The following is a 23,608-nucleotide window of genomic DNA, read 5'->3' on the forward strand; positions in this document are numbered from 1 at the left end:
CAGGGAAGAATCATCCAAAGCCCCGCAAAGAAAATGCGTTGCCTCTGCCATTATCGCGTCTTTTCTCTTCCTCTCCGGAAACAGGCCCTCATGCGGAAGAACCCGGCCATGCAGACTGCCATCTTTTTGCGAAGCGCGGCAAACAACAGGCCATTTATTCCAGAAAAGAAAAAACCGTGCCGCAACCGGATGCGGCACGGTGTGAAGTCAGATTGGAGGAATTAATATTCCACCACGGGGGCATCCTTCCACAGGGTGTCCATACCGTAGAATTCGCGCGTTTCCTGCCCCATGATGTGAACCATCACGTCAATGTAGTCCACTACGGACCACAATGCCACAGGCGTATCTTCCACATAGGTGGGGAGGGCTCCCGCCTTTTCCCGGACGGCTTCTTCCAGCTCCCGGATGACGGCTCGCAGATGGGGGACGGACAACCCCGTGCACACTACCATGAAATCCGTCAGGGAAGACATGCCCCGCAAGTCGTACACCCGCACATTTTCGGCCTTGGCGTCATCCGCGGCGCGGGCGCACATCCTGGCCAGTTCCATCGCATCGTTGGCTACCATATTCGATTCGTTTCTATTGAATTATTTCTTTTCTCCGCCGTCCTTGCCGAACTCATCAACGGGATTGTAGGAGAAGGGGTCCCGTTCCGCCTGTTCCAGTTCCCCTTCCATCTTCCGTTCTTCAGCGCCGTCCGCGCGGGTCTCTTCAGCTTCTTTCTTCTCGGTATGGCCGGAATCATCCTTCCCGGGCTGTTCCTCCACTTCGGAAGGCATGGGGGGCGGAGTCACCCTGGAGGGAGGGTTTTTCATTTCCCCGTATTCCAGAATATCCATGACCTGGGAACCTTCCAGCGTTTCAAACTCCATCAGGGCCTCCGTCAGAATGTCCAGCTTGTCCCGGTTTTCCGTCAGGATGGCCATGGCGCGTTCATAAGCGCTGTCCACCAGGAAGCGGACTTCCGAGTCAATCAGCTCCGCCGTGGATTCGGAATAATTGCGGGAACGCGTCCCCAGGTCGCGGGCAATATAAACTTCTCCCTGGTGTTCTCCGTACTCAATCAGCCCCAGTTTTTCGCTCATGCCGAATTCGCACACCATGCGCCGCGCCAGGTTGGTGGCGCTCTTGATGTCTCCGGTAGCGCCGCTGGTCACATCACCAAAAACGATTTGTTCGGCGCAGCGCCCGCCCATCGCCACGACGAGCTGGTCCAGCATTTCGGACCGGAGCTGGTGCATCTTGTCGTCGGAAGGAAGCCACATGGTCATGCCGAGGGCCCCGCCGCGGGGAACAATGGTCACCCGGTGCAGCGGCTCGCTGTGCGGCGTTTTCAACAGGCAGATGGCATGCCCCGCCTCATGCACGGCGGTAATGCGGCGCCCCCGTTCGTTAATCGCCAGGCTGCGGCGTTCACGCCCCCAGCTGACCTTGTCGCGGGCTTCTTCCAATTCGGCCTCCGTAATCTCCTTCAGACCCTTGCGGGCGGCCAACAGGGCGGCTTCATTGACCAGGTTGGCCAGCTGGGCACCGGAAAAGCCGGACGTGCCGCGGGCAATCCGCTCAAAGCTGACTCCGGGCGCCATCTTCACTTTTCTGGCATGCACCTGCAGGATCTGTTCGCGCCCCCGGACGTCCGGCAGGTTCACCACCACCTGCCGGTCGAAGCGGCCGGGACGCAGCAGGGCCGGGTCCAGGATGTCCGCACGGTTGGTGGCGGCAATCACGATTACATTGGAGTTGTTTTCAAAACCGTCCATCTCCACCAGCAGGGCGTTCAGCGTTTGTTCCCGCTCGTCATTGCCGCCGCCCATGCCGTAACCGCGCTGGCGGCCCACGGCGTCAATTTCATCAATGAAAATCAGGCTGGGCGCCGTCCTTTTGGCCTGTTCAAACATATCGCGGACACGGCTTGCACCCACCCCCACGAACATTTCCACAAAGTCCGAGCCGCTGATGGAATAGAAGGAAGCGTTGGACTCCCCGGCAATGGCACGCGCCAGCAGAGTTTTGCCCGTGCCGGGCGCCCCGACCATCAGCACGCCGCGGGGAATGGTAGCGCCCAAGTCGCGGAATTTTTCCGGATTGCGCAGGAACTCCACCAGTTCCCACACTTCCTCCTTGGCTTCGCTGATGCCGGCCACATCCTTGAACGTCACCTTGTTCTTGTCCGGGGAGATGAGGCGCGCCCGGCTTTTGCCGAAGCTCATGGCCCCCCGGGCCCCGCCGCTCTGCGCGCGGAACATGAAAAACAGAATCACCAGAATGAGCACGATGGGCAGCAGATTCAGCAGGATGCCGCCCCAGGAACCGGATTCACGCTTGAACTTCGTATCCGGCCCCAGAAGCTGCTTGACGCGGTCTCCCTGGAACTCCAGGGTAAAAGGCACTTCCACGCGTTCAAAACGCTGCTTGTCCACGGAGGCGTCTCCCGTAGCCGCGGGCCAGATGCGGGTGACAATCTGTCCGACCAGCACGTTCTGGTTGCCGTCTTCCGCCAGGATGATGCCGTCCTTTCCTCCGGCGATGCGGCCTTCCAGGGCCAGGCGGTTGAATTCAGGCACGGAAAGCTTCTGGGCTCCCTCAGGAATGAGGGAAACATTCTTTCCCTCTTCCGTCCGGTACGGGCTCTCCACCACCCTGTAGCCGGAAAGTTCATTCAGCAAAGGCTTGTCGCGGTCCGGAAGGGACATGGAATAAGTCAGCGCAAAGGGGGTCATTTCCACCTTCGGCTGAATTTCCTTCCTGTACACCAGCGCGTGAATAACGCCTTCGGAACCGTTTTCGCTCAGCACCACTTCCACGGGGGCCTTGGGGTCGTTCAGCACCACGCGCCCCGCCTTATACTGGGCTTCAAAGGATTCCAGATTTTCCTTGCGGGGGCCCAGCCCGAAAGATTCAGGGGTGAAAAAGCCAAACGCAAGGACGCCTACAATGAGAAGTACCATGACCCACACGCCCCAGTTGGGGGATTCGGGCCTGCCGGAGCCGGGAAATTTGGGAGGACGGGGAGGACTGGGTGGCATTCTGTCAGACATAATGTGGTTAGCACACAGAAGTTAATGAATAGGGCGGCATGATACGCGAGTCCTTGTAAAATAAAACTTTTTTCCGAGACATGCCATACAGCCGCCGCAGGACGGGCCCGCACCGTTCCGGGCCGGGGCTCTTCCCGGCAATAAGGCCTTAACCGGCGCAGGCCTCATTCCCGCTTTCTTTTTCTGCGCCGCCCCTCATGGTTCGCGCTTTCTCCGTTCATGCGCTGCCGGAGACGCCGCTTCCACTGGGGCATCCTTTCTTCCGCCGGGGCCGCATGGGAACCGGCATCTTCCCGGCTCTTTTCCTGCCAGGCCCCCTCCTCCTGCGCGTTCAGCCGCTCCCGCCGCCTCTGCTCCTGGATTTCCGCCAATTTTCTGGCGCGGCGGATTTCCACCCGCTTGCTCACCTCCCCGTGGGCGGAGGTCACGCGCCAGGGGCCGATGCGGCGGGGATAGGTAATGGGCGCGCAAACCAGTTCCGCATCCAGAAAACGCATGGACCCCACCAGCAGGTTCTTGACATTCGCCAGCAGGCCGCCGTCCGTCCAGACGCCGCCCATACCCATTTCCAGCAAAAAGGCCAGATGAAGCGTTTCCGCCCCCGAGGCCTGAATGGAAAAATCCCTCAGGGAAATGCCCTCCGCCGGCTCCTCGTCCGGAGCGGCCACGGAAGCGGCCCGGAGGAGGAACATCGTATCCCGGACCTTGCGGCTCAGGGCGCAGACCAGTTCCCCCACCTTGGGCCGGGCGTCAAAACGGTAATCCTTCACTTCCACCAGCCACAGATCCCGGCGTTCCGGATGATACAGCAGAAAATCCATTTCCTTGCATCCCCCGCAGAAATTCTGCGCCTGCCGGGCATAATAATCCGAACATTCAATGCGGCACACCACGTAGCCTTCATCGATCCAGAAACGGTGGACGCCCTCCACGTAATAAGCTTTTGACGGCTTATGACTCATAACTCAGCTTCAAATACCTGTCCGCCTGTTCGATTTCCGCTTCAAGAGACTCGATAGGCCCCACGTCCTCCAGGGATTCCCCCCAGGACACCCTTACCCCGGAACGTTCCCCCCGCGGCACGCTCATCCCGAAAAACTTTCTCTGCACCATGGCATTGCGGGGTTCGGAAAGCTGAATCATCAGCTCCCGCAGCAGGAACAGGCTGTGGGAGGACAAAATAACCTGCACCCCCGTCTTGGCAAGCCCCGTCAGGGTTTTCACCAGCACGGGCAGGTGGGAGGCGTTCAGATTCATTTCCGGTTCATCCCAAAACAGGACGGAACCTTTTTTCACGGAACCGTTCCGGATCAGGTAGCTCAGCGTTCCCAGCCTTTTGAATCCTTCCGCCACCAGGCTCATTTCTATCGGCTGCTGTCCGGGACGCTGCAAAAAGAACCGCCCGTCACGCTTCACCACCTTCCCCCCGATGATTTTTTCCAGCCTGGCAACCACGCGCCCGGCATCCGTACTGATGGGCTCCGCTTCCGCCTCCATATCCAGATAACGGCAGAGGTCCCAACTGCCGCCGTCCAGAAATTCGGGGAATCTGCTTCCCACCTGCACAAAACTCGGATAAATGGTCAGCACCTCCCGCGCCGCCAGGAACACCACCGGCACGTTCAGAAAACGCCGGGGCATTTCCCGGATGCTCAGCCCCTCCTCTTCATGCCCCGCCTGGAAATCAAACACCAGGTTCCCCATGCCCTCCGGCACGCCGTCCCCCTCCATGGAGGCCTCCACGCGCGCATGGGCGTTTCCCCGGTTCCGGGCCGTCAGCCCGGCCAGCCCGCGGGACGCGAACACCCGCATCAGGTCTTTTCTGAGCCGCTGCTCCTCCGCCCATTTTTCCGGCAGGGATTTTCTCCCCCCGTCAGCGCTCCACTTGGCCACGGTATAGCATAATTTCAGCAAATGGCTTTTGCCGGAATCATTGCCTCCCACCACCACATTGATTCCCGGAACAAACTCAAAATGCTCTCTCCCGGGAAACACCGTCACGCCGCTCACCAGTAGGTCATGTATCATACCGTTCCCAATGTAGCACAGAAGCGCAGGCCGTAAATGACAAAAGCCGCCAGCTGCCGGCCACCGGGGAGCCTGCCGGAAAAACACCGGAAACAACGGGGAAAACGCCTGCGGCCGCAGCACCGCCCCATCCCCCGCAGGTTCCGGACATACCCGGAAGGCGGCGCATTTTAGGCTTCCCATTGCCGGGCGCCTTATTAAAGTAATCCGTATGAGCGCACAATGGACCACCGCCAGGGAATACACGGACATCAAGTATGAAACAACGGACAACGGCAGCATCGCAAAAATCACGATCAACCGCCCCCACGTCCGCAATGCGTTCCGTCCCCTGACCGTGCATGAAATGCTCAACGCCCTGAACGCCGCCCATGAAGACCCCAGGGTGGGCGTGGTCATCCTGACCGGAGAAGGCCCGGACGCTTTCTGCTCCGGAGGCGACCAGAAAGTGCGCGGAAATGCCGGCTACATCGGTGAAGACGGCGTGCCGCGCCTGAACATTCTGGACGTGCAGCGCACCATCCGCACCATGCCCAAGCCCGTCGTCGCCATGGTGGCCGGATACGCCATCGGCGGAGGTCACGTCCTCCACGTCGTCTGCGACCTCACCATTGCCGCGGACAACGCCAAATTCGGACAGACAGGGCCCAAAGTGGGCTCTTTTGACGGAGGCCTCGGCTCCTCCTACCTGGCGCGCATCGTGGGCCAGAAAAAAGCGCGGGAAATCTGGTACCTGTGCAGGCAGTACGATGCCCGGCAGGCGCTGGACATGGGCCTGGTCAACACCGTGGTTCCCCTGGAGGACCTGGAGGAGGAAACGCTCTCCTGGTGCCGCCAGATGCTCCGCCACAGCCCTCTGGCCCTGCGCTGCCTGAAGGCATCCCTGAACGCCGACTGCGACGGGCAGATGGGCCTGCTGGACCTGGCCGGCAACGCCACCCTGCTCTATTATATGAGCGAGGAAGCGAAGGAAGGCAAAAACGCCTTCGTTGAAAAACGCGCTCCGGATTTTTCCAAATTCCCCAGACTTCCGTAACCTCCCCCTCCTCCGCACCATGGCACCCAGCTCCGACAATGAAGGCGCCCCCCGGAACGGCACCGCCGGCAGGGAATCCCTGCGCGACCTGCCGGAACATGAAAACATCGTGGAGCATTTCTACGATCCGGAAGATCAGGGCTCCCGGGAAAAACCCGTCCGTGAAAAAACGCCTTTCTCCCTGATAGGCAATCTCATCTTCCTGCTGACCATAGCCATTCTGGCCGCTATTGCCTGGCTGGTTTACTCCTCCTGGTGCCCGCAGAAAACGGACGACCTGCCCGGCTTCCGCCAAAGGGAAAACGCCCCGGATATCCCCAGAATCCTGAAACAGGCCATCAACAGGGACGCCTCCGTCTCGTTCTCGGAAGAAGACATCAACCGCTACCTGGCTTCCTCCATCCATCCCCAGCAGCACGGCGCCCTGGCCATCTTCGCCACCAACCCGGCGGCCGGCATCCGTCTGCACGGCGGCAAGGAACGGCCGGACGGAACCATCGGGGAAGGATACATGGAAATCATCATCGAACGCTATACGGGCATCGACTCCCGCCAGACGATTTCCCTGTTCCTGACGCCCTTCCAATCCCTGGACCCGCACAATTACATGGCGGTGCAGACCCGCTTCGAATTCTACAATGACGAAACGCTGCCGGGAGGAATCCACGTGGGGGGCACCATCGGCAGCCTTTCCGTTCCCCAGGGTTACATGATTTTTCTCCTGCCCGCGTTTGAAAACCTGCTCCAGGCCTACCTGCCGCTTATCCACATGATTGAAGAAAGCGGCATGGGCATCCATATCAGTGAAGGCAGGCTGAACCTGACGCCTCCGCAAAAGCGCACGCTGTAGCGGAAGACCGCAGGGCCTTCCGCAATCACCGGATGCCCTGCCGGGCAATGCCCCCTTCCGGCCCCGGCATTCAATTTTTCTCCAGATCCCTGACCATCAAAGTCATATACTCCTCAGGCCAGGAATGGGTAATCTGACCCGCATCATTGAAAACCGCCACCAGGCGGATGGAATCCCTCCCATCTGAAAGCACCAGCACGGTTTCATCCTTTTCAAAATCATAACGGGGCTTGCCCAATTTGAATGCCGCACTCCTGCGGTCCGTCCTCAGCCACGCGCGCGCCTGCTCCATCGTCAGGCCACGCAGCGCCCGGGCATCCCTGAAAACGCGCCGCGCCGCATTCATCGCCGCAGGGCTGGAAACCACCATGCCGTCCCGGAACGGGCGGGTTCCCCACATGCGGTCAATATCCCGGTCCAGCGCGCCGCCCATCCCCCCGGAAAGGAAAAACACGGCTGCGGGCCAAGCCAGGAAAATACCCGCAGCCCATATTGCCAGCCGTTTGCGGCTTCTGGAAAGAGCCGCTATTCCCTGGGCTATTTTCCCCCATTTTTCCACCAGTTCCCGGTCCGCATGCCCGAACAGGAAATTCACCTGCCTGCGTTCTATGCCGCCCCGCAGTTCAGCCACCGTCTTTCCCTTTTCGGGCGCCAGATCCTCCAGCGTGGGGCTTCCTTCCACGAAGTGGCGGAAAATCCTGGGCCACAGCACGGGAATAACCGCAAACCGGATTGCAAGCAAAACCAGGCTGCCCACCAGGCAGCCGCTTATCAACAGAATGTCAAACGAACGGCTGAAAAAATAGTCCGGATTCCACATCCAGATAAAAGGAGCCGCCAGATACATCCCCAGGGAAAACAGGCACCATGACCAGACTATGGCGGAAAAACGGCTGGCCGCCACAACCACCCCCAGCAGGAACAAAAAGGCCCCCAGGGCAATTCCCCACGGAAACGCCCCGTAAATGGCGGCCGGAAAAGCCAGAATCATCAATGCCATACCCGCGGGCTGCCGAACTTTTTGCATATCCGGAACATAGCACAAGCCCTTGAAAGCATCAAGAAAGGAAGCCCCCGCAGTCACACAGGGCCTGTTCATCCTCCCCCGCCTTATTTCAGCCAGCCATATTCCATGATGAGGGCCGCTTCCACCTCCGCATTCTTGGAAGCCTCATTATCCAGGTCAGCATACATTTTCCTGATATCCTTCCTCTGTTCCAGATATTCATCTCCGGAAACGGATAATCTGGACTCCTTGAACGCAATTTCCTTCATCAGCACCCCCTGCCAGAGCTCAAACCTCCTGCGGCTCTCCAGCAACGCGGCTATCTTGATGCGCCGCCGCTGCAGTTCCATCACCACTTCGCGCTGCAGCAGTTCGTGGCTTTCTTTGGCCGACTTATACTGGAACCAGGATGTCAGGCGCGTATCCAGCTCTTCCCGCAGGCTCATGTTCACCTTCATATCGCCCGCTCCCGCAAAAAAACCGCCGTACGTCCCGCCCGTGCTGGAAAACAGGGTTGGGCTGTAAAAATTAATATCCACGGACGGGAAGAACTTCAATTTGGCATTCAACACCTGGAGGCGGGAAGCTTCCAGCTCCATGGCCACCATCGTCACCACCAGCAGATCCAACTGGCGGGACGCCGCCCTGTACCTGCCCCAGTCCAGCCTGGGCATCGTTTCAGGTTTCACCAGCCACCGGGCGTCCATATTCCCCAGCAGCACGGCAAAACCCTGGGAAATCTCATTCAAATTCCGTTCCCGTTCCAGGTCCAGCTTCTTTTTCTGGACGCCATCATCGTCATAAGGCAGGGAGCTCAGCTGGTTATTGTAGCTGATCTGCGCATTCCGGTAGGAAAGCACCTGCTGGTACAATCTGGCCACCAGCTCCCTTTTTTTCATCTCCAGCGTCTTTTCCGCCGTATAAACAGCCGCCTTGGCGGAATAATAATCGAACGGGATCTGGGTGAGGGACGGCATGTTGAACAGGATGTTCGTGTTGTATTCCACATCGCTGGCCGTCACCTTGGCCAGGTCGCTCAATTCCTTGGTCAGCATCCAATCCAGATTGACGCCGGGGATTATCTGGGTAAAAACATTGATGACGGAACGTTTCGTCGTCTTGAGGGACTGCTCCGATTTTTTCAAGTCGATGTTCCGCTCCATCATCATCGCCAGGGCCTGGTGCCATGAAATTTCCTTCCGCGGCAGCTGCCGCCAATCGGGAACGGCATCCATCCTGGCCATCAATTCCCCCGCCTTTTTTTCCATGTGCCTGTCCACGGAGCAGGAGGCGCATACCGTCGCACAGAGGCAGAAGCACAACGCAGTCCTCAGCCATGCCCTTTCAAACAGGGAAAACAGGAAAGAACGGACAACAGGAGGAAACGGGAACATACAGGCCCCTTGTTACATAGCTTCTGCCCCTGAAAAGTCAAGCATCAACACGGCAGGCGGAGAAAGAAGGAAAAAAGAAGTCCTGGAGCGCAGGGAATTCGGTTTTTCCTTTCCCCGTGTAAAAAATACCTCCCTCCTGATTCCTATCTTGACAAATCAATGTGTGATATCATAGTTTATCGGAAAATTATTATCCTTTTATGATGCGTCCTTTTTTTACCTCTTTGTCCGCGGCCTGCTGCTCCCTCGGCATTCTTACGCTGGCCCAATGCGGCGGAAGCAGTTCCGATGCCGAAGGCCTGGCGCCCTCCACCATCGGCAGCAAAGTGTTAAACATGCAGGTAACAGGCATTACGGATGCCGCCATAACGCTTCCTGCCATTTTTGACATGACCACCGGTGACAACGGGGCGTTCATCATCCAGACGCAAGGGGAAGACATGAACATGTGGAACGGGGCAGGCATTTATTCCTACACCAAAACCGGGAAAAACACCGCGGAGCTGATCCTGTCCTACAACAGAAACAGCGGTTCATCCTCGGAACCCAACACCCTCATGAGCACCATCAGGATTCCCCAGTTAACTTTTGAGAACGCCACCCATGCTTCTTCCGGGGAAGGCGGCGCCAGCATTTCCTACATGCAAGCGCAAGACAGGACGCCCATCCCCATCGACGGCATCACCATCAGCGTCAACATTATATCCCAGTCATAAATAAATTCTTTCCTTTATCCATCAAATCATGAATTCCCGCCTTTACATTCCCGCTTTAATTACTCTCGGGCTTGGGATCCTCTCCGGCTGCGGCGGATCCAGTTCCAGCGAACAGGCCTATCTTCCCACCGGCCTTCAGCGCACGTTGGACATTACGCTTCAGGACGGCAAGCCTTACGTCTTCTCCTTCATCATCGCCTCAGAAAGCACCGCCACCATTTACACCGGAACCAGCCCGGCCGCCTCAACGGCATCCCTTCATGTCGTCAACTACAAGCCTTCCTCCGACTCTGCGGAACAGATAGGCTTCTACTGGTCGTCCAATGACGGGGAAACAACCAACAATCTGGATGCCCTCGTCGTCCTGTATAATCCCCAGAATATCTCCAAAGGCATCGGTTCTGCCACCTGCAGCGTCAGAGACGCCGAATATACTGAAACAGAAACCCAGCAGGATAACTGCCAGGCGGTCATCAGGGATTTCAGAGTATCCTCCAGCTCTTGATCAATAAGCCCTTTCTTCATACCTCCCTTCCTGCTCCCATGGCGGGAAGGGATTTTTTTACCCTGATCTCTCCTGCCGGAACAGAGACGGACTTTCCCTCCCAGACCGCCGGCAAAGGCGGACATGCCGGAACGCAGACAAAACCGGGAGCAGCCCCCGAAGCTCCATCACTTACTTGAGCACTTTCCCTATGGGGCGGCAGGCGGAAAAGGCAACCGGAATGGAGGAAAGCAGAACACATCCCGCCAGGGAAATTCCCAGCAGCCACAAATCCTGCCGTATATCGGCATAAGTCAGGACGGAGTTTCCCAGCTTAAAAAATTCCCCCAAAACGATTCTCTGGGTTTTCATAAACGCCCAGACGGCTCCCGCAAAGGAAACGCCAATCAGAAATGCGTTTTCCACGATAAACGCCATAATCAGCAGTACAGGACGCACCCCGAAGCTCTTCATCAGCGTATAGACATATTCATTCTGACGGAATTCCATGGATGCCAAGGCTGTAAGCAGAATGCCGACGATCACCGCGATACCGAGGGAAAATCCCGTCCTGCACTCCGTCTGGTTGCCCATCAGCACTTCCAGCCTGTCAAGCAGCCCTACGTGAGTCTGAACCATGGTCATGCTGCCGTCATAACGCACCATGTTGTTCAGCACTTCTTCTATGTCCCGAATGCGGGCCGCCGTCATTTCATGCACCCGGATGATGTAGCGGCAATTTTCCACGGGAACCTCCTGTCCGGAACTGAAGGTTCCTTCCGGGGCCAAAATGACTCCGGAAGGATACAGCCTGCCCAGCAAATGCCCCTCCGGCAGAGGGGAGGCATTCAGGGAAAAATCAAAATCCGCTATGGTAACCGTACAAGGCCCCGCCTGCAACGGGCTCCGGGAGGGATTGTACAGGAGGACGGTAGCCACGTCCTCCAACCCAAGCGCGGAAAGAAAGGAACAGGACTCCATGTTGTATTCCAGGATGGGGAATACTGTCTTGCCCACGCGCGCCACGCCCGCACGGGCATCATTCAGCACCAGGACGTCGCAGCCATACAGGGAAGGCAGTTCATGCTGCAGCAAATTTTTCTTGGAAGGCTCACCGTCGCGCACGGTATCAAAAACAATAATCAGGTCCGCCCCGTTCTTCCTGATTTCATCATGCAGCATTTTGGCGGAGAGGACATAATTGGCGAGAAAAGAGAGCGCGCACAGGGAAAGGAAGAAGGCCACCAGAATCCGTGAAAGGGGGCTGGCCGGGCGTTCCTTCCAACGGTGGAGAGTATCTTTAAAGAGATACAGACAGGTTAAAATCCATGATTTCATGAGTCAGGTCAAACAGCCGGGAATCATGCGTGCTCAAAATGCAAATTTTGTCAGCAGGGTACTCCCTGATCAAATTTTTAATGATTTCCGTATTGCCGTCATCCAAGCCGGAAGTAGGTTCGTCCAGCAGCAGCACATCGGAATCCTTCATCATCGTGCGGGCAAGAGCCGCCCGCTGGGCCTGGCCGCCGGACAAGCTCCCCGCCTTTTTATGCCTCAGAGATTCCAGGCCCAGGCGGGTAATCAAATCATCCGCCCTCCGCGTCCACTGCTTTTTAGGCAGCATGGCCATTTCCGCGCACAATTGAAGGTTTCTCTCCACCGTAGCCAGGGGAAGGAGATTAAGCCCCTGGAACATGTAGCTCACCTCCTTGCGCCGGTAGAGGGAATCCGCCGGGACCTTCCGGCGGGGAGTAACCACGCGCCCGCTCTGCGGCTTCAGATACCCCGCCAGAATTTTCAACAGAGTCGTTTTCCCGCATCCGGAATACCCTTTCAAAATGGTGATTCCGGAAGTGAATACCCTGTTATAATCTTCAAAAATCCACTGCTTGCCTGAATAACTGAAACAGACTGATTCGCACAGCAATTTCATTTTTTTCGAACAATCAATTCCGTTTCTCCATTCACCACCAGCTCCAGGTCCGGATGCACTTTTTCAAGAAGTTCCTGCCAGGACGAACATTTTTTCCCTTCCGGCAGGGAAGCCAGCCTCACCTTGTTGAGATGAAACACTTCTCCCTGCGGCATGTAATAAAGACGGGCCGTGCAGTTGGAACCCAGCATCGAATGGGCGCGTGCATGCTCCTGACGGGGCAGACGGAAAAAATACGCCAGCAATTCCCCGCCGCCGGAAACATTCTTCTCCACCCGCTTGAAGGCAAAAACCCCCTTCAGGGCGGAACCGTCGCCCAGAGGGACGGACAGGGAAAGGGATTCCGGCGGCAGATTCGTCAAATCAGGGTCCGAAATGGAAATGGTCAGATAATAAGAGGAGTCATCGCACACGGTCGCAATCGGGGACGCGGCATCCATGTACAGGGCTACGCTGTTATCCGGCGGAATGGAAAACTGGTACTGCAGTTTCCCGTCAAAAGGCATTCTGAGGATATATTTTTCCTCTTTCTTGCGAAAATCCAGACGCGGCTTGTCTTCCACCAGGGACAACTCCTTTTTAGAAAGCTCAATCTTGTCTTTCAATGCCCGGATGGCCCTTTCCCCGCCTTCCGCCTGCTTGCTGGCATATTGCCGTTCCTCCCTCGTCAGGGAAGAGTAAAACTCTATCTCTTCAAGCTGTTTTTCCAGCTTTGACAACTCTTCCTCTTTGGCGATGCGGTCCTTCAGAATTTTTACTTCCAGCTCCTTGCGCTCCAGTTCAATTTCATCTTCATTGACTGTTGCAATAATAGTATCCTTCTGAACGCGCCCGTCCGCGGGAATCCAGTTGCTGACAATTCCATCCGCCGGCATGACAAAGGAACGCAGCCTCTCCGGGACAATCTTGGCGCGGAAAGTCTTGATAAAGCAGGCATCTTCCGATGCCGCCATACCAGTCCCCCCGCCGGCCGATTCCGCATTCCAGACACAAAGAGCCAGCCCCGAGCACAGCCAGATGCCCCAAAGACATTTCTTTGCCCTTCCGACCATAATTTCAAACAGGCCTGCCTCCATTTCACGGCAGCAAAGCCCCGTCATAAATGATCAGAACTCAGGATACCGTGTAACTCACCGTTCCTTCCGTAGCGGTCCAGTCCTGCGCTTCAAATCCGCCTTCATCATTCTGAACGGGAACCTGGTAAGTGATGGAACCGGTGAACGTCCCGCCGCAGCTCTCACGTTCATTGGAGGTGTTGAAGGAAATATTAGCATCTATAAAGGCCTTGTCCCTGTTTGTCACGACAATCGGGCCCGGAGCCGTCCACTGCCCGGAAGTAATCGTGAAGTTCCCCCTCAGAATAGCGGATGATCCCGTCCTGCGGTACACTACGGAAGCAATGTTCATAGGAGCGCTTTCATTGCTGCTTGCCGCGTTAATGCTTACCTGGGGAAGGTCCGAACCATTGCCCGTCAATTTGACGATAATATTCCACGGCCCTAGCCCATCTTCCGTGGAAAGAGAAGCGCTCAAGTCCAGCATGGTGCCGGAAGGAAGGCTTTCCCCGTCACCGCTGCTGCCGCTGCCTCCGCAGGAAAAGAGTCCAAGGGACAAAGCTGCCGCGGAAAGGGAAGATAATACGCACCTGTTCGTCAATCGGGAAAACATAAAGAAAAAGATTTTCTTCAAGGATAGTGATTCCGTCCGGCGCGTCAACACATAAATAAAAGAATATTTGGAGGGGCCTTCCGTTTTTTTGCGGGATGCACCGGGGCTTACGGCCCGCTGCCATTCCCCGGACGCGCACGCCGGATTTTCCGCTTTGCGGCGGAAAATCCAGACGCCAATCCCCGCAGGCCGCAAACGTCATCCGGCCTTTTCCAGCCTGCGCTTGAGGACGCGGCCCGTGACCAGCAGGGGGGCAGCCCCCATCAGGAACAGGAACAGGGAATCCTTCCATGGGGTGGGAACCGTTCCGTCATCAGCGCTGTATCCGGAATCCCCCGGGGACAGGCCGGAGCCTCCCCAGAGCAGAGGCTGGCGGCGGGCCAGAAAAATTTCCGGCCTGTCCAGGGCATCACGGCTGACACGCTGGATTTCGGCAGATTCATCCAGCATCACAACGCGGTCATTGACATAGAAGGATTTGACGGACGGACGGTCCTTGCCCAGGAGTTCCAATTCCGCAATAGTCCGCCTGTAGCTTTTTTCCGAACCGCCAAGGGCGGCCCTCCTCACCTGCCGGACGGCGGCTTTGGCCTGTTCCGGCCCCTCCGCTCCAATAGCGGCAATGTGGAGCAGCGCCATCTTGAGCAGCTTGAATTCTTCAAATTCCCTGTCGTCCAGATGAGGGCGTTCCTTCAGGTCGTCCACTTTCTCCTGGATGGTTTCACGCTCCCTCTCCCATACATTTTTGGACGCCTGGTCCACCACCATCGTTTCAAAAGAGTAGCGCAAAGGGCAGAATTCCGCCACCAGCGGCACACGCCCCGGCTTAAGACGCCCGTGTTCATCCGTACGGTGGGCGGACCATGGGATGAACTGGTTCATTTCATCAAAGCGGACAATGGCTCCGGCCATCAATATCTGGGGAATCAGAAGCAGAGGCACCATGTTAAGCGCCGCCCTCTCCGTCCTGGCGAAGACGGAAACCAGCAGGGACAGGCTCACGCCGACAAAGGCCGTCAGGGTCATCGTCCCCAGGTAAATCAGGAACATTTCATGGATTTCCAGAATGGAGTTCCCCACCCAAAGAAACAGGGCGGACTGCACGGCGGAAAGCCCCGTCAACACCAGCGCCTTTGCCAGCACATAACCGGTCACAAATACCTTGGCATTGCTCTCCCTCTTGAGCAGGGCACGGTCCTTGAGCACTTCGCTGGCCGCCCCGGTCAGGCCGAAGAACATGGCCACAATGGTCGCCAGGAACAGGTAGGAAGGGATGTGGAGGGCCGTGGCAAACGTATATTCCGGGCTGGAAGAGGCGCGCAGGGTCATGGAAATCAGCAGGGCCAGCACCGGCCCTTCCAGCAGCATGGTGTACAGCCCCATACGGCTCCGCACGCGCCCCAGGAAGGTGCGCACGGCCCAGATGCGGAAAAGCCGCCAGAGCTGTATGACGCTGCGCCTGGGGGCGGGGGGAAATTCCAGCGTGCCTTCATACAGCGTTCTGGGGGCGCCCCCTTCATGATGATGCCCCATCACGTTGCGGAACCGGTAGCCTTCAAAGCGCTCCTGCCACAAGCGGGGGTGCTGCCGCCTGCGGCGGTCGTGCCAGGAGAGGGGGGCTTCCAGCACCTCAAATACGTAGTCCGCGCCTCCGGCCGTCCGCGCCTCCTCGGAGACGTCAATGGCCATGTCCGCAGCCGCCTTCCGGAAATACCGCATCATGCCCGGCACGTCCCCCCAGTAAGCCATCTGGCCGCCGTGGTCCAGCACCAGCACTTTGTGGAACTGGTTCAGAATAGCCGTGCTGGGCCGGTGCATGGTGGCGATTACCATTTTGTCGCGGCTCATGTTCTGCATGGTCTGCATGACTAGCTTGGCATCTGACGTGGACAGGCCGCTGATAGGTTCGTCCAGCAGGAAAACATCCGCAATGCCTGCCAGGTCAAGCCCCAGGTTCAGGCGAGTGCGCTCCCCGTCGGAAATGGTGCGGGCGTTCATCTCACCCACGCGGCGGGAGGCGATGTGCGTCAGGCCCAGGAATTTCAAAATAGCGTTCACGCGCCTGACGCGTTCCGACCGGTTCAGCCGCGGACGGCGTATCATGGTGGCCTGAGAGATGTGCTCGGAAACGCTCATGGCCGCATCCAGAATATCTTCCCGGGGAATGAAGGCGATGTAGGGCCGGATAAGATCCGGGGCGCTGTACAGAAGCTGGTTGTTGTAACGGATGCAGCCCCGGGTGGGCGGCAACTGGCCGGCCAACATGGAGAGCAGCGTGCTTTTCCCGGACCCGCTGGGCCCCAGGATGCACACCATTTCCCCGCGTTTCACGGCCAGGTCAATATTGTCCAGCACGCGTCCGGAGCGCAGGAATTCCTTGGTCACCCCTTCCACGCTGAGGGTTCTGATCGCATGGTATTCTTCATCCAGCACCCCGGCGGAAAAACGGCAGCGCAGCGCGTGGTAGGCATTCAGGTGCACCACGTCCCCATCCCTCAGGGAAACCCTTCCCCGAACAGGCCGCCCATTGAGCAGCAGAGGCATGGAGGCCTCCACCACTTCCAGCCAGCCGGAATTGGTGGCGCTGGAAAAAGAAACCTCCAGCACCGCTCCGGGGGCCAGCCCGGGAGTCAGCAGCATGTCTCCCTTGCGCGCCTTTTCCGGCAGGTTGGTCACCCGCAGCTTGCGGTTTCCGGGATCCAGGCGGAAACGGCGCCCGATGTCCGACATGGAATTCTGCACCTCCCCCATGGAGAAAGGCCCTTCCCCGTCCAGCGTGAAGGATGAGTAATAGGCCATGCGCACGCTTTCACCGGGGTACAGCCGTTTCCCGTCAACCGCGAATTCCACTTCCGGCCTCAGCACCTCCACCTCGCACGCCAGCCCCATGTTCACGCGCACCTCGCTGGCGCGGGAACGCACCCGGCTGATTTGCAGGGAGCCTCCGTCCAGGGAAATATAGCATACATCCTGCTTGCCTGAACGCTTGCAATCCAGAAAAAACGCGAAGTCTTCAAAACTCAGCGGACCGGACGGCAGAAGCACCACCTGCCCGTTGGTCAATGGCATCACCCCGCCGGGCTGCAAATGACGCCCGCGCACCACAATGGGGCGGGTGCCGTCATTCACCACCAGCACCAAACGGGAACACCGGATCAGGCGGAAGGAAATGCCCTTATCCTGCTCCGGGAGGGATACCTCCGCACCGATGCCGGAGGAAAAACCGACGCTGTACGCCGGTTCCTGGGCCTCCACGTCCGGTGTCATCAGCAGCTGCCTCAGGTGGTTTGCCGTGCCCGGCAGTTCCAGACCGTACGTCACCTGGTCAAACAGATCCCCTGTCATGCGGGCATCTCCCGTATTGATCAGCAGGGAGAGCACTTCCAGAGCTATCGCCATGCGTTCCGTCTCATCCCTGCCGGAAGCTGCGGAGGCCAGGACATCCGCAACTGTCAGGCTGGCCCTCATGGACCGCTCAAAACGGTTGGAAAGCCAGCGGTGCTCCACTTCCGGGAAAGTATAGCGCAGAATATCCAGAGCGGCGTCCGCATCACGGGCGCTCAAATGGCGGCGTCCGCTTAAAATAGTGGCGAACAAGTCCACCAGCGTTCCGGCATGAACCTTCATGGAGCCGTCGTCACGGCGCAGCCACGGCACGTAGGCGCCCAGCGTCCTGACCAGATTCAGCCTCCAGTGAATCAGCTTGGAAGGAATGTCAAAAAACCATTGGATCATGCCTGGAAACGCGTTGCCGGAACCAGTAGTACAGGGATTCCCGCCCCATCTCAAGCGCAACCGGAATTTCACGGAGAAATGACAATATTTTCTACAGCTTTATCTTGCAATAGGTCCGTAGGAAGTATAGTTCTGTCCAATGTTCATGCTTTCCGCGTGAAAGCTAGCCAAATACATCAACATTATCACAACATGGATATTTTAGTTTCTACTCTTTGTGACTTCGCCGCCGACTACCAGGGCAAGCTCTGCATCCAGGGCGGTTTTGACTCCCTGGTTGCCCGCCAGTTCCCAGTCGTGCATCCCGTCTGCGCCGTTGCCCTGCGCATCTGCCTCACTCCTGAAGACGAAGGCACGCACGAACTGGGCCTGAGCATCGTTGATGCCGACGGCACGCCGCTGGACAAGGAACGTATGCCCATCAAGATCAATTTCCCGGTTCCCGCTTTCCCGGAAGGGGCTTCCTTCTTCACCCGCAACCTGATCATGAACTTCCAAGGCCTGCGTTTTGAAAAACCGGGCAACTACTCCATCGACCTGACGGTTGACGGCGAGCTCGCCTCCCGCGTGCCCTTCCGCGTAGTGCAGGTGCAGGAAGAAGCTGCCCAGGCCTAAGAAACATCCCTCTTCCATCAAACCGCCTCCCGTTCATCCGGCAGGCGGTTTTTTATTGGAGCGGCCGTCCTCCCGGAAGTGCGGAACAGACCGGCCCCGGTTCCATGCACCTGAAGACCTCTGCGCCTGGCCCCGGCCTAAAAAAGGGAGGCCGGCTTTTTGCGTCCTCCTTCCCCCTTTTTCATTGCGGTTCCGCACCGGATTGACCATGATACGGGCTGCTCCAACCCGCCATGTACACCGCACGCCTCCAATACGACAGGATTATCATTACGGGCGCATCATCCGGCTTCGGGGAAGCGTTTGCCGGAACGCTGGCCCCCCATACGGCGGAACTGGTGCTCATCGCCCGGAATGAAGCAGCCCTGCGCCAGCTTGCCGCCGCCCTGGAAAAACGCCATCCCGGCCTTCACGCCTCCGTCCTTCCCTGCGACCTGGCGGACGAAACCTCCCTGAATACGCTCATTTCACGCCTGGACAGCCTTCCTCCGGGAAGAACCCTTCTGATTAACAACGCCGGAGCCGGTGATTACGGAGATTTTGCGGACGGCCGCTGGGAAAAAATACGTTCCTTGCTGCGCCTGAACGTGGAAAGCCTCACCCGCCTGTGCCATGCGCTGATCCCCGTCATGAAGAGGAACGGAGGGGATATCATCAACCTCAGTTCCCTGGGAGCCCTCCTGCCCATTCCGGATTTTGCCGTTTATGCGGCCACCAAGGCTTATGTTTCCAGCCTGTCGGAAGCGCTGCGGCTGGAACTGCGCGAACACGGCATCCGCGTGATGGCCGTCTGCCCCGGCCCGGTTTCCACAGGCTTCGGGAAAGCGGCGCGCCGCCCCGGCTTCACCGGAAACATGATGCCGGGGCGCAATGCTTTTGACACGTCCGTTGAAACCGTCGTGAAAGACAGCCTCCGCGCCCTGGCCCGCGGACGAGCCCGGGTCTTTCCCGGCATGAAAATACGGCTGGCCGCCATGCTGCTGGCTGCCGCCCCGCTGGGGCTGATACGCCTTTTCATGGGCAGGCGTCCCCGGAAAGTCCTGCCGGCATCCAATGATTCTCCTTCTTCAGCATCATGAAAGCGCACCGCCGCGGAATACCCCGCCTCACCTGGTTCAAGCTCGCAGTCTGCCTCTGCCTGGCAGCCATGGCAGCCTCCCTGTTCACGCCGTACCCCGCCCAGATCATACGCGCCCTGAAAGGGGAGCCGGAACAGGCGCCGCCGGATTCCGGAACCTGTCCGCCCCAGGAATCCCCCCCCGCGGAACAGCCCGGGCAGGAAGAACAGCCAATAACCGCTGCGCCATCTGCCTCCGGAAAGGAACCCGGGGATGAACGGCTGTACACTCCATGGACGCCGGAGCGCACAATCGCCCTTCCCCCGGTGCAGTACCCCCCATTTCCTCCCGTGCTTCCCACAAGGCCCGCGGAAGGGGCCATGACCCATATTTATGAACTGGCCCGCGGCCTGAACCTGAAAACGCAGGTTAATTTCCAACCCGGCACCCTGGCCTCCAGGGACAGGGAAACCAAAAGCAATTACCAGATGACCCTTTCCCTGAACGTCAAACAGCCCAAAGCATTGACGAAAAAGGAAGATATGCTGAAGCTCAATCCGAAACTGGAACCCATGCTTCCCGGCCTGTCCACCCTGTTCAGGCATGCGCGCGTCTCCCCTTACTACGGGCAGGTTTACGTCCGCAAACAGACGGAAATCCGTAAAAACCTGGCCTCCCTGCTCAAACTTCTGGACCGCCATAATTATTACGATACGGAGACGATTCTGGAAACCGCCTATCCGGACACGGGAAGGAAGCTTCTCTGGCTGCAAAGTGAAATGGATGTTGTTTCCGACGGCTCGGACGGGGACCGGCTGGCCGCCATGCCGGATAAAATCCTGAAAAGCTCCTTCTATCAGCCCAGCACTTCCTACCGCTGGAAAAAGCGCACAGACAAGCCCAATCCCCTGCTCAACCCCTGGCAGCAGAGGCTGGCCTCCTACAAGAAGACGCTGGAAAAAGCCCCCGCCGCGGAAAAAACGGCTCTGCGCCGCAAAATAGACCATGCGGAACGGGTCATTGAGGAACTGAAGCGGTACAGCTTCCTGATCTCGGAATACGATCCGTTCATCGTGGTACCGCTGGGAGTCGTCAACCAGTCCTCTCCCTTCTCCCCGCAGTTCGGGGACTATGCCGTCGTCATCGTGGGAGACAAGTTGTACCCGGCCCTGGTGGGAGACGCCGGGCCGCGCTACAAAACTGGGGAGGGGTCCCTGCGCCTGAGCCGTGAAATCAACCCCAAGGCGGGCCCTTACAGCCGCCCCGTCTCCGACCTGAAGGTAAGTTACCTGATTTTCCCCGGTTCCGCAGAGCCTGAGGCCGGCCCACCCGACTATGAAAAACTTACGGACAGATGCCGGGAACTTCTCAACGAAATAGGCGGCATGGGGAAAGGATTCAAACTCCACCAATGGGAAGACCTGCTGGCGCCCAAGCCGCCGCCCGCCCCAAAACCGGAAAGCGGCGGCACAGCGGAAACATCCGCGGATAAGCGGAAAAAGGAGGAAGCCCCCGGGAACAAGCCCGCGCCGGCCTCGGCTTCCCCGCAAACTGCACCGGCTTCATCAGCCGCAAAAAGCGCCGCATAAGCTACAGAGCCTCCTTCCAGGAAAAAAGAAAGGCTTTCCACATCCGGAAATAAACGTCTCCGCGCGCAATCTTCACCTTCCCGGAAGACGGATGCCGCCGATCCGCCCGCTGGAGCAATTCCAGCGTGTCCAGCCCCAGCCAAGCGGGCAGGACAGTGGAAAAACGCAGCCGCCCGTTCCGCAGAGATTCCGCGTAAAACACCCCTTCCTTCAGCCAGCGTTCCGCACGGTCCAGCCATGGACGGTCATCGGGGGCAGGCAAGTAGCTTCTTCCGCGGGCGAGGTCTTCCTCCCGGTCACGCAGAATATTCACCAACTGCAGCCCCATGCCGTAGTGCCTGCCCCAGCGCAAAAGCTGCTCCTCCGGCTGCGTGCTAAAGCCCGGCCCCTGAGCCAGCAAACCCAGCCTGGTCCAGAATTCCCCTACGCAGCCGGCCACCATGTAAGTATAATGTTCCAGCTGTTCCGGACATGAGACGGCAGCATGGCTTTCAAAATACATCAAATCCCACGCCTGTCCCTCCACGATGGAGGCCAGCACCTGCCGCACCAGCGTCCGTTCATGCGGGGAAAGGTTTTCCAGCAGCGCCAGGCATTCGGGGAAACGGGCCAGCAATTCCGCCTCTCCCCGGTGCGTCTGGATTGTGGAAAGAACGCCCAGACGGCCAAAACAGGTGGCGGCGACCTCCCGGGAGGCGGCGCCGGCCACCGTCTCTCCCATCATCCTCAAAAGCGCCAGGCGCTCCCGGCAATCCATATCCACGGCATCCGCCACCGTATCCGTGGCACGCGCCAGCAGATAGCCCACGGCCACGCCGGAGCGCATTTCCCGGGGCAGGAAGCGCATGCTCAGATAAAAGGACCGGGAGACGGCCGATAGAAGATGGTCAAGGCCTTTCATGATTTCTGCAGGCCCAGCCTGTGCATCTTATAATGGAGTACCCGCGGGGAAATGCCCAGTTCCCGGGCCGCGGCGGACATATTGCCCGGAGAACGTTTCAATGCGGCTACAATCAATTCCCGTTCAAAGGAATCTACCATGGTCGGCAAATCGGCAGGAGCCTCCCCGTCACGGGAATAAGGGACGTCATGGCTGGGCATCTGGAGGGAGGCGGGAAGGTTGTAACCGTAAATGCAGTCGTCCTGCGCCGTAATGACGGCACGTTCCATGCAGTTTTCCAGCTCCCGGACGTTGCCGGGCCAGTGGTAAGCCATGAGCATGTTGATGGCGGGAGTGGACAGCCGTTTGATATCCTTTCCGTATTTCAGGTTGAACTTGGAAAGAAAATGTTCCGCCAGCAGCATGACGTCCCCCTTGCGTTTGGAGAGGTCCGGCATAACGATGGGGAAAATGTTCAGCCGGTAGTACAAGTCTTCCCGGAACTTGTTCGCCGCCATCAATTCCTCCAGATTGCGGCTGGTGGCGGCGATGAAGCGCACGTCTGCATGAAGCTCCCTGTTGCTTCCCACGCGGGAAAAGGTTTTTTCCTGAAGAAAGCGCAGCAGCTTCACCTGCATCTGAAGGCTTAAATCCCCGATTTCATCCAGAAACAGGGTGCCGCCGTCCGCCGCCTCCGCCCGACCGATGCGGCGGCTGGTGGCCCCGGTAAAAGAACCCTTTTCATGACCGAACAGCTCGCTTTCCAGCAGGTTCTCCGGCATGGCCGCACAATTCAGCGTGACCAGCGGCTTATCCTTTCTGCCGCTCAGATTCACCACGGCGCGCGCCACCAGTTCCTTCCCCGTTCCGGAACTTCCCCGTATCAGCACCGTGGCATCGCTGGGCGCCACCTGGCGGATCTGTTCATACACCTGGAGCATAGTGCTGCAATTGCCAATCAATTCGCCCGGATTAGTCGTCAAAAGCTCCCTCAGTTTTTCATTTTCCGCGACCAGGGCGGCACGTTCCTCATGCGCCTGGAGGCTGGCAGCCAGAGCATCCCCAACAATATTGCCTACAATCTCCAACAGTTTCTGATCCCGTTCCAGGTCGGTGTCCCGGTCCACGGCACGGTCAATGCTCAACGTGCCGATGACCTGCTGCAAATGAATGATGGGAACGCAGATGAAGGCTACTTTTTCACCGCTTTTGCGCGTGCGGGTACGGTTCAGGAACCTGGAATCCCGGGAAATATCCTCAATCACATGGGGCCTGCCCGTTTCTGCCACATGCCCCGTAATGCCTTCCCCCACATGGTAATGGCCGCGTTTCATTTCCTGCTCGTCCAGGCCGTGGGAGGCTTCAATCATCAAATCGTTCCCGCGGCGGATGGTGAACGTGCCGCGCAGCATTTTCATGCGGCGGTAAAGCACATCCAGAATATGCCGGAGCAAAGCCGTGCCGTTGCGTTCATTGACAATGGCGGAGCTGATTTCTTTCAGCACGACCATCTCCAAATCCGGTGACCTGTTTATTTCATTCATGCAATCCGGGGCTGGGCGAATATTAACC

20 protein-coding genes are annotated in these 23,608 nt (G+C 58.1%); 7 read left to right on the top strand and 13 right to left on the bottom strand.

Going from position 1 to position 23,608, the window contains the following annotated elements:
• Positions 1-221: 221 nt before the first annotated feature.
• The 4 genes from rsfS to BHW66_RS09730 all read right to left on the bottom strand — a co-directional run bounded on the left by rsfS (position 222) and on the right by BHW66_RS09730 (position 5,072).
• Positions 222-572, bottom strand: a complete 351-nt coding sequence (gene rsfS / locus BHW66_RS09715; RefSeq protein ID WP_012419401.1) for a ribosome silencing factor — start codon at positions 570-572, stop codon at positions 222-224.
• Positions 573-593: 21 nt separating this feature from the next.
• A complete protein-coding gene (ftsH, locus tag BHW66_RS09720) occupies positions 594-3,044 on the bottom strand; it encodes an ATP-dependent zinc metalloprotease FtsH (RefSeq protein ID WP_233444556.1) in 2,451 nt (816 codons plus the stop codon).
• 164 nt (positions 3,045-3,208) lie between these two features.
• Positions 3,209-4,006 (bottom strand): hypothetical protein, encoded by a 798-nt coding sequence (locus BHW66_RS09725; protein WP_012419403.1) that lies wholly within the window; start codon positions 4,004-4,006, stop codon positions 3,209-3,211.
• Positions 3,996-5,072, bottom strand: coding sequence for an AAA family ATPase (locus BHW66_RS09730; RefSeq protein ID WP_022198388.1), 1,077 nt, complete (start codon positions 5,070-5,072; stop codon positions 3,996-3,998). The genes BHW66_RS09725 and BHW66_RS09730 overlap by 11 nt, the downstream gene beginning before the upstream one ends.
• Positions 5,073-5,283: 211 nt before the next feature.
• Between BHW66_RS09730 and menB the strand changes: the two genes are divergently transcribed.
• Together menB and BHW66_RS09740 are read left to right on the top strand one after the other, a co-directional pair.
• Positions 5,284-6,108, top strand: coding sequence for a 1,4-dihydroxy-2-naphthoyl-CoA synthase (gene menB / locus BHW66_RS09735; RefSeq protein ID WP_031930179.1), 825 nt, complete (start codon positions 5,284-5,286; stop codon positions 6,106-6,108).
• 19 nt (positions 6,109-6,127) lie between these two features.
• Positions 6,128-6,958, top strand: a complete 831-nt coding sequence (locus tag BHW66_RS09740) for a hypothetical protein (protein ID WP_102738667.1) — start codon at positions 6,128-6,130, stop codon at positions 6,956-6,958.
• 70 nt (positions 6,959-7,028) lie between these two features.
• On the opposite strand, the gene BHW66_RS09745 is transcribed toward BHW66_RS09740, so the two are convergent.
• Entirely contained in the window at positions 7,029-7,958 is a 930-nt protein-coding gene (locus BHW66_RS09745) for a hypothetical protein (protein ID WP_128153419.1), read from the bottom strand.
• Between the two features lie 110 nt (positions 7,959-8,068).
• Entirely contained in the window at positions 8,069-9,358 is a 1,290-nt protein-coding gene (locus BHW66_RS09750) for a hypothetical protein (protein WP_022198392.1), read from the bottom strand.
• 200 nt (positions 9,359-9,558) lie between these two features.
• Here BHW66_RS09750 and BHW66_RS09755 point away from each other — a divergent pair, with 200 nt between their 5' ends.
• Positions 9,559-10,074 (top strand): hypothetical protein, encoded by a 516-nt coding sequence (locus BHW66_RS09755; protein ID WP_022198393.1) that lies wholly within the window; start codon positions 9,559-9,561, stop codon positions 10,072-10,074.
• 28 nt (positions 10,075-10,102) lie between these two features.
• On the top strand, positions 10,103-10,579 hold the full coding sequence (locus BHW66_RS09760) for a hypothetical protein (RefSeq protein WP_022198394.1): 477 nt from the start codon (positions 10,103-10,105) through the stop codon (positions 10,577-10,579).
• A gap of 171 nt (positions 10,580-10,750) precedes the next feature.
• Here BHW66_RS09760 and BHW66_RS09765 read toward each other — a convergent pair whose 3' ends face one another.
• From BHW66_RS09765 to BHW66_RS09785, 5 genes are all read right to left on the bottom strand, one after another.
• Positions 10,751-11,896: an ABC transporter permease gene (locus tag BHW66_RS09765; RefSeq protein ID WP_022198395.1), complete on the bottom strand. Its 1,146-nt coding sequence runs from the start codon at positions 11,894-11,896 to the stop codon at positions 10,751-10,753.
• Positions 11,859-12,491 (bottom strand): ATP-binding cassette domain-containing protein, encoded by a 633-nt coding sequence (locus BHW66_RS09770; RefSeq protein WP_022198396.1) that lies wholly within the window; start codon positions 12,489-12,491, stop codon positions 11,859-11,861. The genes BHW66_RS09765 and BHW66_RS09770 overlap by 38 nt, the downstream gene beginning before the upstream one ends.
• Positions 12,488-13,444, bottom strand: coding sequence for a hypothetical protein (locus BHW66_RS09775; RefSeq protein ID WP_128153420.1), 957 nt, complete (start codon positions 13,442-13,444; stop codon positions 12,488-12,490). Before BHW66_RS09775 ends, BHW66_RS09770 begins: the two co-directional genes overlap by 4 nt.
• Positions 13,445-13,604: 160 nt before the next feature.
• Positions 13,605-14,159, bottom strand: a complete 555-nt coding sequence (locus tag BHW66_RS09780; protein ID WP_128153421.1) for a hypothetical protein — start codon at positions 14,157-14,159, stop codon at positions 13,605-13,607.
• A 198-nt stretch (positions 14,160-14,357) separates the two neighbouring features.
• On the bottom strand, positions 14,358-17,894 hold the full coding sequence (locus BHW66_RS09785; RefSeq protein ID WP_102758679.1) for an ATP-binding cassette domain-containing protein: 3,537 nt from the start codon (positions 17,892-17,894) through the stop codon (positions 14,358-14,360).
• A gap of 192 nt (positions 17,895-18,086) precedes the next feature.
• Here BHW66_RS09785 and BHW66_RS09790 point away from each other — a divergent pair, with 192 nt between their 5' ends.
• From BHW66_RS09790 to BHW66_RS09800, 3 genes are all read left to right on the top strand, one after another.
• The gene (locus BHW66_RS09790) at positions 18,087-18,509 is read left to right on the top strand and encodes a hypothetical protein (RefSeq protein WP_012419416.1); all 423 of its coding nucleotides are present in this window, start codon (positions 18,087-18,089) and stop codon (positions 18,507-18,509) included.
• A 233-nt stretch (positions 18,510-18,742) separates the two neighbouring features.
• Positions 18,743-19,588: an SDR family NAD(P)-dependent oxidoreductase gene (locus tag BHW66_RS09795; protein ID WP_102732330.1), complete on the top strand. Its 846-nt coding sequence runs from the start codon at positions 18,743-18,745 to the stop codon at positions 19,586-19,588.
• Positions 19,585-21,156, top strand: a complete 1,572-nt coding sequence (locus tag BHW66_RS09800; protein WP_102758680.1) for a glycoside hydrolase family 75 protein — start codon at positions 19,585-19,587, stop codon at positions 21,154-21,156. The genes BHW66_RS09795 and BHW66_RS09800 overlap by 4 nt, the downstream gene beginning before the upstream one ends.
• A 1-nt stretch (position 21,157) precedes the next feature.
• On the opposite strand, the gene BHW66_RS09805 is transcribed toward BHW66_RS09800, so the two are convergent.
• Both BHW66_RS09805 and BHW66_RS09810 read right to left on the bottom strand, forming a co-directional pair.
• Positions 21,158-22,057, bottom strand: coding sequence for a squalene/phytoene synthase family protein (locus BHW66_RS09805; protein WP_022198403.1), 900 nt, complete (start codon positions 22,055-22,057; stop codon positions 21,158-21,160).
• Entirely contained in the window at positions 22,054-23,580 is a 1,527-nt protein-coding gene (locus BHW66_RS09810; protein WP_022198404.1) for a sigma-54-dependent Fis family transcriptional regulator, read from the bottom strand. Before BHW66_RS09810 ends, BHW66_RS09805 begins: the two co-directional genes overlap by 4 nt.
• Positions 23,581-23,608: the final 28 nt, after the last annotated feature.

The organism is Akkermansia sp. 54_46, from assembly GCF_001917295.1.
GTDB classification, from domain to species: Bacteria; Verrucomicrobiota; Verrucomicrobiia; order Verrucomicrobiales; family Akkermansiaceae; genus Akkermansia; species Akkermansia muciniphila.